This window comes from Microbacterium neimengense (assembly GCF_054782995.1).
Genome location: NZ_BAAGRK010000003.1, coordinates 936544 through 950140, shown reverse-complemented (window position 1 = coordinate 950140; position 13597 = coordinate 936544). Strand labels below are relative to the sequence as shown.

Genomic DNA, 13597 nt, shown 5'->3' with positions numbered 1-13597 from the left:
TGCAGTCTCGCGGTCTGGCGGAGGGGATCGCGAGGGATGCGGCGCGCTAGCCGATCAGGGAGGGGGCGAGGTCGCGGAGGGTGCGCTTGTGCGTCATCCGCGTGACGCCGAGGGCCGCGAGCACCAGGGCGCCCAGCATCCAGGTGACCAGTACCGTGATGTCGCTGCCGATCCTGGCGATATCTCCGCCGTACATGAGCTGTCTCATCGCATCGACGACGAAGCCCATCGGCAGCACATGATGAAGTCCCGTCAGCGGTGCCGGCAGGGTCTGCCACGGGAACGTGCCGCCCGCCGTCACGAGCTGCAGCACCATGAGCACGAGACCCAGGAACTGGCCGACCGATCCGAACCACACGTTCAGTGCGAGGATGATGGCCGCGTACGTCAGCGAGGCGAGCACCATGATGCCGAGCGTCGCGAGGGGATTCGCGAACGTGAAGCCGAGCGCGAGCGACAGGACGCCGAACAGCGCGATCATCTGGATGCCGCCCAGAAGTCCCGGCGTCAGCCAGCCGGCCAGGGTGATGCGGACGGGGGAGTGCAGCGCCGTGACCGCGCGGCGCGAGATGGGCTTCACGATGAGGAAGAGCGCGTAGATGCCGATCCAACCCGCGAGCGAGGCGAAGAAGGGGGCGAGGCCTGCGCCGTAGTCGGCCGCCGCGGCCACCTTGCTCGATTCCACATCCACCGGGTCGGCGATCGTGTCGGCCTGCTGCTCGCGCAGCGCCGCGTCGGAGTCGGGGATCTTCGCGACGCCGTCGGCGAGTCCGCTCGAGAGCTGATCAGCGCCGTCATCCAGCTGGGACAGACCAGAGGTGAGTGTGCCGGTGCCGTCGCGCAGTGCCGCAGCCCCGTTGGCCGCGGACGCCGCCCCGTCCGCGAGCTGTGCGGAGCCGCTCGCGAGACTCGCCGCGCCCTGCGACACCTGTGCGGCGCCGGCGTTCAGCCGGTCGATCTGGCTCACCGCCGACTGAACCCGGTCGTTCGCGGACGACACGTCGCCGCCGAGGGTGTCGAGGCGCGCGAGCACGGCATTGATCTCGTCGGGGGTGAGCCCGCGCGCGGCGAGCTCGTCGGCGATCGCGGAGCGGATGGCGGGCAGATCGTTCACCAGGCCCTGCGATGCGGTGGCTGCGCGGTCGGCGTAGCCGTCGAGCGTGGCCGTGCCCGCCGCCACCTGGCTCGCGCCGTCGGCGAGCTGCGACGCTCCGCCGGCCAGCTGCGAGGCGCCGGAGGAGAGCTGGGCCGTCCCGTCCGCGAGCTGCGATGCGCCGTCCCCGAGCTTCTGGGATCCGGCCAGAGCGGATGCCGCCCCGTCGGCGAGCTGGGAGGCGCCGTCTGCCGCGGTGACGAGATTGCCGCGGATGTCGCTGATCGCCGTCAGGAGGCGGTTCGCGGCCTGGGTGCCGACCAGCTTCGCCACCGAGGCGCGGATCTTCTCGATCGCCTGGGATCCGATCGTGGAGGCGAGGTAGTTGTTCGCGTCGTTGGTCGACAGCTCGAGCCCTGCCTGTCGCGGCGAGGTCCCGGCGGCCGACTGGAGGGCGTCGGAGAAGTCGGCGGGGATCGTGACGGTGAAGTCCACCGCCCCGTGCTTCAGCGCGTCCTGGGCGCCGTCGGCGCTCATCCGCTGCCAGTCGAACGTGCCGTCCTTCACGAGGTTGTCGGCGACCTGGTCGCCGTAGTTCGTGGTCTGGCCGTTCTCGGTCACACCTGCATCCAGGACGACGAGGCCCACCGGTACCTGGTCGAGGCGGCCGTACGGATCCTGGTTGGCCCACAGGTACAGGCCGCCGTAGAGCACGGGCACGCACATGAGGGCGATCAGGGCGATGACCGACATCTTCGTGGACGTCAGTCGGCGCAGTTCCGCCGTGATCATCGCGGGAACCTTCATCGCGCCACCTCCGTCTCATCCATCTCGGCTCGTGCGGCTCGGCCTGCGAGCACCGCCCCGGCCGCCTGGCCGGCGATCACCAGCACCGCGAGCCCGCGGCCGGCGAACTCCTCCGCCAGCTCCCACCACACGTGCGGATCGCCCCCGTGTCGGTCGGGGGAGACGAGCACGAGCGCCTCCACATCCGGGCGCAGCACGCTGAGCTCCAGCAGGATGCGCAGCCGGTCCGCGGGGGCGACGTCGGCGATGGGGGTGCGCGAGATCTCCAGCAGCGCCGCCTCGGTGAGCCACGCCTTGGTCGCGATCGGGTTCGACGGGCGCCCCGCGAACATGAGCTCTTCGGAGACGACGGTGAACACCGTGACGTTGGGAGCGGGATCCGACACGTCGGGCGCGTCGACGAGCGCCACTCTGCGACGTACCGCGGAGTTGTCCTCCGCGCCGCCGATCAGCACCACGCCGGTGTCGGGCCGCATCCGCCCGCTCGCGATGAGTCCGAGCACCGTGGGGCGCTGCTCGGTCTCGGCTGTGGCGAGTCGCGCGCTGCCGCTCTCGTAAGCGAGGGACACGGGCGCGAGGGCCTGGCCGCCACGCCCCTTGCTGACGGTGATCGCCTCGACGCGCATCACTCCTCCTCCGCCAGCTCGGGGTGAGCCTCGAGCAGAACGTCCGTCTCGCGCCAGGAGAGTCCAGCGATACTGAGCACGGTACGCACCGCGAGCCCGCGCGCGTGCGAACTCGCCGCGTCGATGCGGGTGATCACCATGCGCGCCGCTTCCTCGATGAGTCGCGCGAGCGTCGCCGGAGTCAGGTCGGTGCGCAGCGTGCCGGCATCCTGTCCTTCGCGCACGATCGCCATCAGGCGGCGCCGGACGGGGGCGAGGATGTAGGCGGTCTGCTCGATGTGCGCGTCGTCGAGGGCGAGGGATGCGGCGACCTGCACCTGTGCGGCCTCGTCCCAGAGGCGCGCCGCGAGGCGGGCCAGGGCGAGGGGCGCCGGCTCGTCGGTGACGGTCTCGGCGGCCAAAGTGTTGAAGCGCTCGGCGCCGGAACGCACGAGCTCGGCCACGAGCGCGCCGCGGTCGGGGAAGTGGCCGTACACGGCGCGGCGGCTGACGCCCGCCGCCTCGGCGATCGAGGCGATGGACGCGTGCGGGTCGCGCGCGATCAGAGAAGTGGCGGCCGCGACGAGCGCAGCGCGGTTGCGCAGGGCGTCAGGGCGCGACGAAACAGCGGTGGGCATGACGAGGAGTCTACGCCCGAAATTGCACAGTGGTGTGCAATTTGTCCGTTCAGTCGGTTCCGGAGTCGAAGGCGGCTGCCTCGTTGACCGCATCCGTCGCCTCGGCGAGATCCTCGCGCTCGGCGTCGTAGGGCTCGGCGTGCTCGACGATCTCCTCCGCGGCACCGCGGCGCAGCTCGCCCATCAGCGCGCCGGTCGCGCCGCCGATGAGTCCCAGACCCGCGTACTGCTCGAGCCGCGCGCGCGAGTCCTGGATGTCGAGGTTGCGCATGGTGAGCTGTCCGATGCGGTCGGTCGGCCCGAACGCCGCGTCGCCCACACGCTCCATCGACAGCTTCTCCGGCCCGTAGGACATGTGGGGAGCGGTCGTGTCGAGCACCGAGTAGTCCTCGCCGCGTCGCAGACGCAGGGTCACCTCGCCCGTGATGGAGGATCCGACCCACTTCTGGATCGACTCGCGCAGCATGAGCGACTGCGGCTCCAGCCAGCGCCCCTCGTACATGAGGCGGCCGAGGCGGCGGCCCTGCTCGTGGTAGGTGGCGAGGGTGTCCTCGTTGAGGATGGCGTTGACCAGACGCTCGTAGGCGATGAACAGCAGCGCCATGCCGGGAGCCTCGTAGATGCCGCGGGACTTCGCCTCGATGATGCGGTTCTCGATCTGGTCGCTCATGCCCAGCCCGTGACGTCCGCCGATGCGGTTCGCCTCGAACACGAGCTCGACGGGGTCGGTGTATTCGACGCCGTTGAGGGCGACGGGGCGGCCGCGCTCGAAGGTGACCGTCACGTCCTCGGTGGCGATTTCGACGGCCGGGTCCCAGAACCGCACGCCCATGATCGGCTCCACGGTCTCCAGCGACACGTCGAGGTGCTCGAGCGTCTTGGCCTCGTGGGTCGCGCCCCAGATGTTCGCGTCGGTCGAGTAGGCCTTCTCGGCGCTGTCACGGTACGGGAAGTCATGCGCGACGAGCCACTCGCTCATCTCCTTGCGGCCGCCGAGCTCGGTGACGAAGTCCGCATCCAGCCACGGCTTGTAGATGCGCAGCGCCGGGTTGGCGAGCAGACCGTAGCGGTAGAACCGCTCGATGTCGTTGCCCTTGTAGGTGGAGCCGTCGCCCCAGATGTCGACGCCGTCCTCCTTCATGGCGCGCACGAGGAGGGTTCCCGTCACCGCGCGGCCGAGGGGCGTCGTGTTGAAGTAGGTGCGTCCGGCGCTGCGGATGTGGAAGGCGCCGCAGGCGAGGGCAACGAACCCCTCTTCGACCAGCGCGGTCTTGCAGTCGACGAGGCGCGAGACCTCGGCGCCGTACTGCAGCGCGCGGCCGGGGATCGAGGCGATGTCGTCCTCGTCGGGCTGGCCGAGATCACCCGTGTAGGTGCAGGGGACGGCGCCCTTGTCGCGCATCCAGGCGACGGCGACGGAGGTGTCGAGGCCCCCGGAGAACGCGATGCCGACGCGCTCGCCGACGGGCAGGGACTGCAGGACCTTGGACATGCCCTCGATTCTACTGAGCCGACGGATGCGGCCCGTGCCGTCCGGTGCTGTGGACAACTCGCCTGCCGCCGTGGCGAGGGGAAGACTGGGCGGCGAAGATCAGGGGGAGCACATGTCGTTCGATATCGCCGTGTTCGATCCCGCGGGTGCGCCGCGGGATGTGCACCGGTTGCAGGAGTGGTTCGACGCGCAGATCGGGACCGCACCCGCCGCATCCATCGCCGCCTGGGAACGCGAGATGCGTCAGAGCTTCCGCGGCTACGAGGACGCGCCGGAGGAGTTGCCTCCCGGCGGTCGTTACGCCGACTACGGACCGGCAGGGCAGACGGCGACGCTGCACTGCGCCTGGGATGCGGCCGATCAGCTCGAACCGCTCGTCTGGGCGACGGCGGCGCGCCACTCGCTGGCCGTCTGGGCGTACAGCACCGCAGCCGACCGGGTGTGGTGGCCGCCGACCGAGAGCTTCGAGGACGCGCCGCATCCGGGACTCGTCCTGCGCACCGAGACGCTCGGCACGCACGAGGAGCCGTCGGACGCGCTCATCGCCGCCGCCGTGAGCTGGATCGACGACGTCAACGGCCCCGGCTACGTCATCCTCGAATCGTCATCCGACGACTATGCGCAGACGGCCGGCGGCCGCGCGGGGCTGACGGTCGAGTGGCGCCGCCGCCGTCGCGGCCTCGCCCGCGTCCGCGGCTTCTGGCACGGGGTGGCGGCGACGGATCCCGACACGTCCGGACCCGACGTGCGGCTGGAGCGATTCCGGGCGAGCCAGGCGATCCTCGCGAACGAGTTGCTCGGCGTCGACGACGCCCGCCGCATCCTCATCGACTTCGCGCACGGCGAGCAGCCGACCGGCGTGTACGCCTGGCACGACATCACCGACACGTTCACGAAGCGCTGATCGCGTCCGCGCCGCCGGAGACGGATGCGGCCGCGATCAGCCGATGCTCACCCCGGTGATCGTGACCGGGGTCTTGGGCTTGCCGTCGGCACCGCCGCTGTCGGTGCCGGCTGCGGCGATCTGCTGCACGACGGCGGTGCCGGCCGCATCCATGTGTCCGAAGACCGTGTAGTCCGGGTTCAGTCGGGTGTCCTGGTAGACGAGGAAGAACTGCGAGCCGTTCGTGCCCGGGCCGGCGTTGGCCATGGCGACGGTTCCCGCGGGGTAGGTCTCGGAGCCGTCGAGCTCGTCGGCGTAGCGGTAGCCGGGACCGCCCATTCCGGTCGCGGTGGGATCGCCGCACTGCAGGACGAAGATGCCGGAGGTCGTGAGGCGGTGGCAGTTCGTGTCGGTGTAGTACCCCTGGGTGGCGAGGGAGACGAAGCTGTTCACCGTGCAGGGGGCGCGGTCCGCATCCATGGTGATCGGGATGTCGCCGGCCGAGGTCTGCAGGGTCACGGCGACGGTGCCGGTGACCGCGGGCTCGGACGGCGGGGTCGTGACCTCGCGCGCCGCGGCGCCGCCGGCGGAGTAGGTGCAGGTACCGGCCGTCGGCGCATCGGCGCTCGAGGTTGTGCTCTGCGCGGTGACGGCGGGGGCGGGGGCCGCGCTCGCGCATCCGGACAGGAGGGCGAGGGCGGCGACGGCGAGGGGGAGAGCGAGGAGTCGGGCACGCATGCAGTCAGCGTATCCGTGCGCATGGGCCGAGCGCGGCTGGTGGTCGGTGTCGCCGGGGGCGCGTGGTCGCGGGGCGCCAGACTCTTGCGCACCTGCGACCCAACTCGGGGAGGGGGGAGCCCGGCGCGCGGCGGGGCACGGAGGCCGGAGCTGGGTCAGCGGGGGAGGCGGGGGACGGCGGCGACGAGTGCGCGCGCGTACGGGGTCTCGGCGGCGGTGAGGATGCGGGCGGTCGGCGCCGCTTCCACGACGCGGCCGTGCTGCAGCACCACCGTCCGCTCGCACAGGGCGGCGACGGCGCCGAGGTCGTGCGAGACCATCACGAGCGCGAGGCCCGTCTGCTCGCGCAGGCGCGCGAGCAGCTCGATGACCTGCACGCGCGTGGTCACATCCAGCGCGCTCACCGGCTCGTCGGCGAGGAGCACGCGGGGGCGCGACACGACCGCTCGGGCGATCGCGATGCGCTGCCGCTGACCGCCGGAGAACTCGTGCGGATAGCGCTCGAGGGTGTCCGGAGAGAGCCCCACGGCGGCGACCGCGTCGGCGACGCGGGCCGCCGCATCCGCTCCTGACGCGAGCCCCAGCGAGCGCAGCGGCTCCCCGACGATCCGATCGATGCGCTGGCGGGGATCGAGCGAGGAGTACGGATCCTGGAAGACGGGCTGCACGCTCGCGCGGAACCGCCGCATGAGCGCGCGATCGCGCAACGCGAGGGGCGCGCCGTCGAAACGCACCTCGCCGTCGCGCGGGCGCGCCAGCCCCAGCAGCAGGCGCAGGATCGTGGACTTTCCGGCCCCGGACTCGCCGACCAGGCCGACGGACTCACCGGCGCCGACCGCAAGCGACACGTCTTCGAGAACCGTCTGCGATCCGTACGCGAACCCTGCCGCGCGAAGTTCCAGCACGCTCATCGCGCACCCCCTTCGTCTCGCGTACCCGCGTCGAGGGCTGTGTCGAGGATGCGTGCGCTGCCGATCAGCTGCGCCGTGTACGGGTGCGCGGGCTCGCTGAGCACCGAGGCCACGGCTCCCTGCTCGATCATCGCGCCCTGGCGCAGCACGATCACGCGCTCGGCCATGCGGGAGATCACCGCGAGATCGTGACTGATGAACAGCAGCGCCATGCCCCGCTCGGCAACGAGGCGTTCGAGCAGCGCGAGGACGCCGTCCTGCACCGTGACGTCCAGGGCCGTGGTCGGTTCGTCCGCGATGAGCAGGCGCGGGCGGGCCGCCAGAGCGATCGCGATGGCGATGCGCTGTCGTTGTCCGCCAGACAGCTCGTGCGGGTAGGCGTGGGCGATGCGGGTGTCGGGCAGGGCGACCTCCGCCAGCGCCGCGGCGACGGCTTCGCGCAGCGGCGCCCCGCGAAGCCCCCGCCAGCGTCGCAGCGGCTCGGCGATCTGACGTCCCACGCGCATCAGCGGGTCGAGAGCGGTCAGCGGCTCCTGGAACACGATCTGTGCGACGGGGCCCCGCAGCCGCCGCAGGTCCGCGTCCCGGGTGCCCACCACCTCCCGGTCGTCGAGCCGGATCGAACCGGATGCGGACAACGCCTGCGGCAGCAGACCCAGCACAGCGAGGGCGGTCAGCGACTTGCCGGATCCGGACTCGCCGATCACGCCGACGCGCTCGCCGGGCGCGACCTCGAACGAGATGTCGCGCACGGGCGTCGCGCCGCCCGCGCGCACCGAGAGTCCGTACACCGAGAGAAGGCTCATCGCGACCTCCGCCGGGTCGGGTCGGTCCACTCGCGCAGTCCGTCGGCGAGGAAGTTGATGCCGAGCACGAGCGCCACGATCGCGATGCCGGGGGCGATGGCGCCCACGGGCGCGGTCAGCACGGTTCCCTGCGCCTCCTGCAGCATGCGCCCCCACGATGCGTTGGGCGGCGGGGCGCCGAGACCGAGGTACGACAGGCTCGCCTCCGCGAGCACCGCGATGCCGAACTGCAGCGCGAGGCTCACCGACAGCGTCGGGGCGATGTTGGGCAGGACATGCTGGCGGATGATGCCGCCCAGCCGTGTTCCGCTCGTGCGCGCGGCGATCACGTACTGCTCGCCGAGGACGCGGCGCGCCAGGATGCGGGTCAGCCGGGCGACAACGGCTGACATCGCCAGCCCGATCGCGAGGATCGCCGAGAACAGTGACGGGCCCTGCACGGCGACCACGAGCATCGCCAGCAGCAGCACGGGGAATGCGATCACCACGTCGAGCGCGGCCGAGAGCGTGTCGTCGAGCCAGGGTCGGGCGAACGCGGCCACGAGCCCCAGCGAGATCCCGATCACGGCGGCGATCAGCACTGCGCCCGCCCCGACCGTCAGGGCGATGCGGGCGCCCACCATGAGCTGGCTCAGCAGGTCGCGCCCCAGGCGGTCGGTGCCGAGCAGGTGCGCGGGGCCCGGCGATTCGAGCCGGTCACCGCTGATGTCGCTCAGCGGATACGGCAGCCAGACGAGCGAGACGATCGCGGTGAGCACGACGAGTCCGACCAGCACGATCCCGATGACCAATGTTGCGTGCGGTCGGCGCCGTCGAACGGATGCGGTGGCCACCGCATCCGTCTGCGCCTTCAGTGTCGCACCGCTCATCGGTTGCCCGAGACGCTCGTGCGCAGGCGCGGGTCGATCAGACGCTGCACCACGTCGGCGGCGAAACCGACGAGCAGCACGAACAGGGTGCTGACCACGAGGACGCCCTGGATGTTGGCGAAGTCGTGCTGCTCGATGCCGGTGAGCAGCATGCTGCCGAGACCCGGCAGCGTGAACACGCTCTCGACGACCACAGCGCCCAGCAACGTCGTCGACAGCTCGATTCCGAGCACGGCGACGACCGGAACGGCGCCGTTTCGCACCCCGTGACGCAGCAGCGCCTCGGCGCGGGAGGCGCCGCCCGCCCGAGCGGTACGGAGGTAGTCGCTGCCGAGCACGTCGAGGGTCGCGGCGCGGACGTAGCGGCTGAGCGACGCGCTCATCACGATCGCGATCGTGATGACGGGGAGGGTCAGCGAGCGCAGAGCATCCGCCGGATCCTCCCAGTCGTGACGGGGGAACCCGCCCGAGGGAAGCAGACCCAGTTGGAGCGCGAAGATCCACACCAGGATGACGCCGACCCAGAACACCGGAACCGCGACTCCGAGCTGCGCGAACCCCGACAGCAGGATGCCGTACCAGCGGTCGGCCTTCACGGCGGCGGTGATGCCCACGATGAGCGAGACGACGAGGGCGAGGCCGAAGGCGAGCAGGGTGAGCGGGAGCGTGATCGCGAGGCGCGCAGCGACCTCGTCGCCGACCGAGCGCGACGAGATGTACGACTCGCCGAGGTCGAGGCGCAGCAGCTGCGCGGCCCAGGTCGCGAACTGCTGGATCAGCGGCTGGTCCGAGCCGACCTGGGCGCGGGCGGCCGCGATCTGCTCCGGGGTCGCGTCCACCGAGAGCAGGGCGTTGGCGGGGTCGCCGGGCAGCAGCCGCAGCAGGACGAAGATGACGACCATGGCGACGACGAGGGAGACCGCGAGAAACGCGGCCCGACGCAGAAGGTAGACGACCATGGGGTTCACCGGGAATGGATGATGCCGCCGACCCGGTCGGTCGGCGGCATCATCCGTGGATCAGGACTTGACGATGTCGTAGGCGAAGAACTGCGAGTTCAAGCCGTTGACCGGGTACCCGCTGACGTCGCTGGAGGCCACGACGATCTGTGGGTAGAGGTACAGCCACACGCTAGCCGCATCCGCCGCGATCTGCTCGTTGACCTGCTTGAGCAGCGAGGTCTGCTCGTCGACGGTCGTGGCCCGCTCGGCCTCGGACACCCACTGGGTCACCTGCGGGTTGTTGTAGCCCCAGTAGAAGTCGGGGTTGCCGTACCAGACCACGTCGCGGTCGTTCACGTGCTCCTGCAGGGTGGCGGTGAAGTCGCGGTCCTTGAAGACCTTCGTGTACCACTCGTCCGCGCTGATCGTGTTGATCTCGACCGTGATCCCGACCTCGGCCAGCTGCGACTGCAGGAACTCCGCCACGGCGGGGTGCGGGTCGTAGCTCGGGGTGTCGAGGGTGAAGGTGAAGCCGTCGGCGTAGCCCGCCTGCGCGAGAAGCGTCTTGGACAGCGCAGGGTCGTAGGGGTTCACGCCGGTGAGGTCCTCGTACCAGGGGTCGGTGGGCGGAACCATCGAGCCGATGAGGGTGCCGTAGTCGCCCCAGATCGAGCTCAGCAGCTTCTTGGTGTCGATGGCCGAGTAGACGGCCTTGCGTACGTCGACGTTGTCGAAGGGGGCGACGCGGTCGTTGAAGGCGAGCAGCTCCTTCGTGGTCGAGGTGCCCTCGCTCACGACGTAGTCGCTGTTGCCGTCGAACTGTGCCAGCTGGTCGGGGCCCTGGATGCTGGTGATCAGGTCGATCTCGCCCGTCAGCAGCGCGTTGTTCTCGGCCGTCGCGTCGGTGAAGTACGTGAAGACGACCTCGGCGTTCTTGGCGGGGTCGCCCCAGTAGTCGTCGAAGCGCTTCAGGGTCAGCGTGCTGCCCTGCTTCCACTCGTCGAGCGTGTAGGGGCCGGTGCCGTCCTCGGTCGTGGTCAGATCGCCCGCCTCGGTGTTGACGATCCACACGTAGCTCAGGTTGTAGAGGAACGAGATCGAACGTTGCGAGAGCGTGAAGACGACCGTGTTGTCGTCGGGGGTCGCGATGTCCGCGATCGGGCCGAAGCTCGACTTGCGGGCCGACTTCGAGTCGTCCGCGAGAACGGCTTCGACGCTCGCCTTGACGTCGGCGGAGGTGAGCTTCTTGCCGGAGTGGAACTCGACGCCGTCGCGCAGCGTGATCGTGTAGGTCAGGCCGTCGTCGCTGACCTCCTCGGACTCGGCGAGCAGGGGCTCGACCTCGCCGTCGTCGGTGAGCTTGTAGAGCCCCTCGTAGACATTGCCGTTGAAGGCCTCGGTCACGCCCTGACCGCCGCCCTGCGTGTTGCTCAGGTTCTGCGGCTCGTACAGCGAGCCGATCACGATCGTGGCGTCGTCGGCGTTCTCGGCCGTGCCGGAACCGGCGGCGCAGCCGGCCAGCAGCAGGGCTGCGGCAGCGGCGGCCGTCACGGCGAGCAGAGGTCTTCTCATGCGGGGATACTCCAGGGTGCTGTGGGTGGGGGTCGGGATGCTGTGCGGCGCCGCGTCAGGCGGCGTAGATGTCGAAGCCGTCGCGGAAGACGACGGACTTCTCGCCCGCGCGCACCGGAACCTCGAAACGGTTGGATGCGGGAGGAAGCGGGCAGTTGTACTGCGCGGAGAATCCGCACGGCGGCACGAAGGCGCGGTTGAAGTCGAGCACTACCCGGTGCGGGTCGCCCTCGACGTGCTGCACGAACAGGAACCGACCGGGCCCGTAGGTCTCGACGCCGTTCGTGGTGTCGCCGAACACGAGCAGCAGCTTTCCGCCGTCGTCGAAGGCGGCGAGGGTGCGCTCCACCCCGCCGATGGTCGCGGTGATGTCGCCGGGGACGATGAGATCGCGGGTGCCGCCGTTGTCGCGGATGTGCTCGAAGGGAACGGTGCGCGCGGCCTCCACCGGGCGGAACGTGCCGTCGATGACCCAGTCGGGGTCGTAGTCGTACGTGTCGATCCGTTCGAAGGCGCCGATCGCGGGGGAGGCCGCATCCCAGAAGCGCAGACCGTGCTGCGGCTCGCCCGTGTCGATGTCGGTGCGCTCGATCTCGGTCACCTGCACCGTGGGTGCGGCTGAGGCCTGCGCGGCGCCGAGATCGGCGCGCGCGCCGGTCCAGCGCGTCTCGACGAGGGCGAGGTTACCGGTGGGGGCGGCTGCGGCGCGTTCGCGCGCGGCGTGCCAGCGGGCGTGGTCTTCTCGGGCGGACATGATGCGTCCATTCTCGGAACTCGGGGACAGGGTGCCCAATCGGGCGTCACGGAAGGCAATGCGCCGGACGATCGGGATATTCCCCGCGCGCTCGCGCGAGACCGGCTCGATAGACTGCCGGAAGACCTCCCGTTCGACGGGTTCGCGTCTTCCGGTGCCGCAAGGCGCCGTCATCTGCCACCCGATTCGAGGGAGCCACCCATGCCAGGCATCGTGATCGTCGGCGTCCAGTGGGGCGACGAGGGCAAGGGCAAGGCCACCGATCTGCTCGGCTCGCGCACCGACTGGGTCGTCAAGTTCAACGGCGGCAACAACGCCGGGCACACGGTGGTGATCGGCGACGAGAAGTACGCGCTGCACCTGCTGCCCTCCGGCATCCTCTCGCCCGGCGTGAACGCCGTCATCGGCAACGGCGTCGTCGTCGACCTCGAGGTGCTCTTCTACGAGCTCGAGGCGCTCCAGGCGCGCGGCGTCGACACCTCGCGTCTGCGGGTCAGCGCCAACGCCCACGTGATCACGCAGTACCACCGCACGCTCGACAAGGTCACCGAGCGCTTCCTCGGCAAGCGTCAGATCGGCACCACGGGGCGCGGGATCGGCCCGGCGTACGCCGACAAGATCAACCGCGTCGGCATCCGCATCCAGGACCTGTTCGACGAGAACATCCTGCGGCAGAAGGTCGAGGGCGCCCTCGACCAGAAGAATCACCTGCTCGTGAAGGTGTTCAATCGCCGCGCCATCACGGTCGACGAGATCGTGGAGGACCTGCTCTCGTACGCGGAGCGCCTGCGCCCCATGGTCTGCGACACCGGGCTGCTGCTCAACGACGCGCTGGATGCGGGAGACGTCGTCGTCTTCGAGGGCGGTCAGGCCACGATGCTCGACGTCGATCACGGCACATACCCGTTCGTCACCTCCTCGTCGGCGACCGCCGGAGGCGCCGCGACCGGGTCGGGCGTGGGCCCCAACCGGCTCGACCGGATCGTCGGCATCGTCAAGGCGTACACGACGCGCGTCGGGTCCGGGCCCTTCCCGACCGAGCTCTTCGACGAGCAGGGCGAGTGGCTGCGTTCGCGCGGGTTCGAGTTCGGCACCACGACGGGCCGTCCGCGCCGGGTCGGCTGGTACGACGCACCCATCACCCGTTACGCCACCCGCATCAACGGCATCACCGACCTCGTGCTCACCAAGCTCGACATCCTGACCGGCCTCGAGCAGATCCCGGTCTGCGTCGCGTACGACGTCGACGGCGTGCGGTTCGACGAGGTCCCGGTGAACCAGACCGAGTTCCACCACGCCAAGCCGATCCTCGAGTATCTGCCCGGTTGGTCCGAGGACATCTCGACCGCGCGCACGTTCGAGGAGCTGCCCCAGACGGCGCAGGACTACGTGCTGGCCCTCGAGCGTCTGAGCGGTACCCGCATCTCGGTCATCGGTGTGGGCGCCGCCCGCGACGCCGTCATCGTGCGCCACGACCTCGTCGACTGA

13 protein-coding genes are annotated in these 13597 nt (G+C 70.4%); 2 read left to right on the top strand and 11 right to left on the bottom strand.

Annotation, left to right across the window (positions count from 1 at the left end; translation table 11 throughout):
- Window positions 1-46 precede the first annotated feature (46 nt).
- Genes ACYVJS_RS07285 through argG form a run of 4 tightly spaced genes read right to left on the bottom strand, consistent with a single transcriptional unit; the run spans window position 47 to window position 4635 of the window.
- On the bottom strand, window positions 47-1900 hold the full coding sequence (locus ACYVJS_RS07285; RefSeq protein WP_460739138.1) for a YhgE/Pip family protein: 1854 nt from the start codon (window positions 1898-1900) through the stop codon (window positions 47-49).
- A complete protein-coding gene (locus tag ACYVJS_RS07280) occupies window positions 1897-2526 on the bottom strand; it encodes a hypothetical protein (protein WP_460739136.1) in 630 nt (209 codons plus the stop codon). Before ACYVJS_RS07280 ends, ACYVJS_RS07285 begins: the two co-directional genes overlap by 4 nt.
- Window positions 2526-3143: a TetR/AcrR family transcriptional regulator gene (locus ACYVJS_RS07275; RefSeq protein ID WP_460739134.1), complete on the bottom strand. Its 618-nt coding sequence runs from the start codon at window positions 3141-3143 to the stop codon at window positions 2526-2528. Before ACYVJS_RS07275 ends, ACYVJS_RS07280 begins: the two co-directional genes overlap by 1 nt.
- 49 nt (window positions 3144-3192) lie before the next feature.
- Window positions 3193-4635: an argininosuccinate synthase gene (gene argG, locus ACYVJS_RS07270; RefSeq protein ID WP_460739132.1), complete on the bottom strand. Its 1443-nt coding sequence runs from the start codon at window positions 4633-4635 to the stop codon at window positions 3193-3195.
- Here argG and ACYVJS_RS07265 point away from each other — a divergent pair.
- Window positions 4634-5539 (top strand): hypothetical protein, encoded by a 906-nt coding sequence (locus ACYVJS_RS07265; RefSeq protein ID WP_460739130.1) that lies wholly within the window; start codon window positions 4634-4636, stop codon window positions 5537-5539. The genes argG and ACYVJS_RS07265 overlap by 2 nt on opposite strands.
- Window positions 5540-5575: 36 nt before the next feature.
- Here the strand turns inward: ACYVJS_RS07265 and ACYVJS_RS07260 are convergent, their stop codons facing one another.
- The 7 genes from ACYVJS_RS07260 to ACYVJS_RS07230 all read right to left on the bottom strand — a co-directional run bounded on the left by ACYVJS_RS07260 (window position 5576) and on the right by ACYVJS_RS07230 (window position 12109).
- Entirely contained in the window at window positions 5576-6256 is a 681-nt protein-coding gene (locus ACYVJS_RS07260; protein WP_460739128.1) for a peptidylprolyl isomerase, read from the bottom strand.
- A 155-nt stretch (window positions 6257-6411) separates the two neighbouring features.
- Window positions 6412-7167: an ABC transporter ATP-binding protein gene (locus ACYVJS_RS07255; RefSeq protein ID WP_460739126.1), complete on the bottom strand. Its 756-nt coding sequence runs from the start codon at window positions 7165-7167 to the stop codon at window positions 6412-6414.
- Window positions 7164-7973: an ATP-binding cassette domain-containing protein gene (locus ACYVJS_RS07250; protein WP_460739124.1), complete on the bottom strand. Its 810-nt coding sequence runs from the start codon at window positions 7971-7973 to the stop codon at window positions 7164-7166. The genes ACYVJS_RS07255 and ACYVJS_RS07250 overlap by 4 nt, the downstream gene beginning before the upstream one ends.
- A complete protein-coding gene (locus ACYVJS_RS07245) occupies window positions 7970-8842 on the bottom strand; it encodes an ABC transporter permease (RefSeq protein ID WP_460739122.1) in 873 nt (290 codons plus the stop codon). The genes ACYVJS_RS07250 and ACYVJS_RS07245 overlap by 4 nt, the downstream gene beginning before the upstream one ends.
- Window positions 8839-9801 (bottom strand): ABC transporter permease, encoded by a 963-nt coding sequence (locus ACYVJS_RS07240; RefSeq protein ID WP_460739874.1) that lies wholly within the window; start codon window positions 9799-9801, stop codon window positions 8839-8841. Before ACYVJS_RS07240 ends, ACYVJS_RS07245 begins: the two co-directional genes overlap by 4 nt.
- A gap of 60 nt (window positions 9802-9861) precedes the next feature.
- Window positions 9862-11355 (bottom strand): ABC transporter substrate-binding protein, encoded by a 1494-nt coding sequence (locus ACYVJS_RS07235; protein ID WP_460739120.1) that lies wholly within the window; start codon window positions 11353-11355, stop codon window positions 9862-9864.
- A gap of 55 nt (window positions 11356-11410) precedes the next feature.
- Entirely contained in the window at window positions 11411-12109 is a 699-nt protein-coding gene (locus ACYVJS_RS07230; RefSeq protein WP_460739118.1) for a DUF1684 domain-containing protein, read from the bottom strand.
- A 201-nt stretch (window positions 12110-12310) separates the two neighbouring features.
- Here ACYVJS_RS07230 and ACYVJS_RS07225 point away from each other — a divergent pair, with 201 nt between their 5' ends.
- Entirely contained in the window at window positions 12311-13597 is a 1287-nt protein-coding gene (locus tag ACYVJS_RS07225; RefSeq protein WP_137418441.1) for an adenylosuccinate synthase, read from the top strand.

Coding starts and splice junctions, on each gene's coding strand:
- ACYVJS_RS07285 (WP_460739138.1), bottom strand. CDS start 1,900: ATGAAGGTTCCCGCGATGATCACGGCGGAACTGCGCCGACTGACGTCC.
- ACYVJS_RS07280 (WP_460739136.1), bottom strand. CDS start 2,526: ATGCGCGTCGAGGCGATCACCGTCAGCAAGGGGCGTGGCGGCCAGGCC.
- ACYVJS_RS07275 (WP_460739134.1), bottom strand. CDS start 3,143: ATGCCCACCGCTGTTTCGTCGCGCCCTGACGCCCTGCGCAACCGCGCT.
- ACYVJS_RS07265 (WP_460739130.1), top strand. CDS start 4,634: ATGCCCTCGATTCTACTGAGCCGACGGATGCGGCCCGTGCCGTCCGGT.
- argG (WP_460739132.1), bottom strand. CDS start 4,635: ATGTCCAAGGTCCTGCAGTCCCTGCCCGTCGGCGAGCGCGTCGGCATC.
- ACYVJS_RS07260 (WP_460739128.1), bottom strand. CDS start 6,256: ATGCGTGCCCGACTCCTCGCTCTCCCCCTCGCCGTCGCCGCCCTCGCC.
- ACYVJS_RS07255 (WP_460739126.1), bottom strand. CDS start 7,167: ATGAGCGTGCTGGAACTTCGCGCGGCAGGGTTCGCGTACGGATCGCAG.
- ACYVJS_RS07250 (WP_460739124.1), bottom strand. CDS start 7,973: ATGAGCCTTCTCTCGGTGTACGGACTCTCGGTGCGCGCGGGCGGCGCG.
- ACYVJS_RS07245 (WP_460739122.1), bottom strand. CDS start 8,842: ATGAGCGGTGCGACACTGAAGGCGCAGACGGATGCGGTGGCCACCGCA.
- ACYVJS_RS07240 (WP_460739874.1), bottom strand. CDS start 9,801: ATGGTCGTCTACCTTCTGCGTCGGGCCGCGTTTCTCGCGGTCTCCCTC.
- ACYVJS_RS07235 (WP_460739120.1), bottom strand. CDS start 11,355: ATGAGAAGACCTCTGCTCGCCGTGACGGCCGCCGCTGCCGCAGCCCTG.
- ACYVJS_RS07230 (WP_460739118.1), bottom strand. CDS start 12,109: ATGTCCGCCCGAGAAGACCACGCCCGCTGGCACGCCGCGCGCGAACGC.
- ACYVJS_RS07225 (WP_137418441.1), top strand. CDS start 12,311: ATGCCAGGCATCGTGATCGTCGGCGTCCAGTGGGGCGACGAGGGCAAG.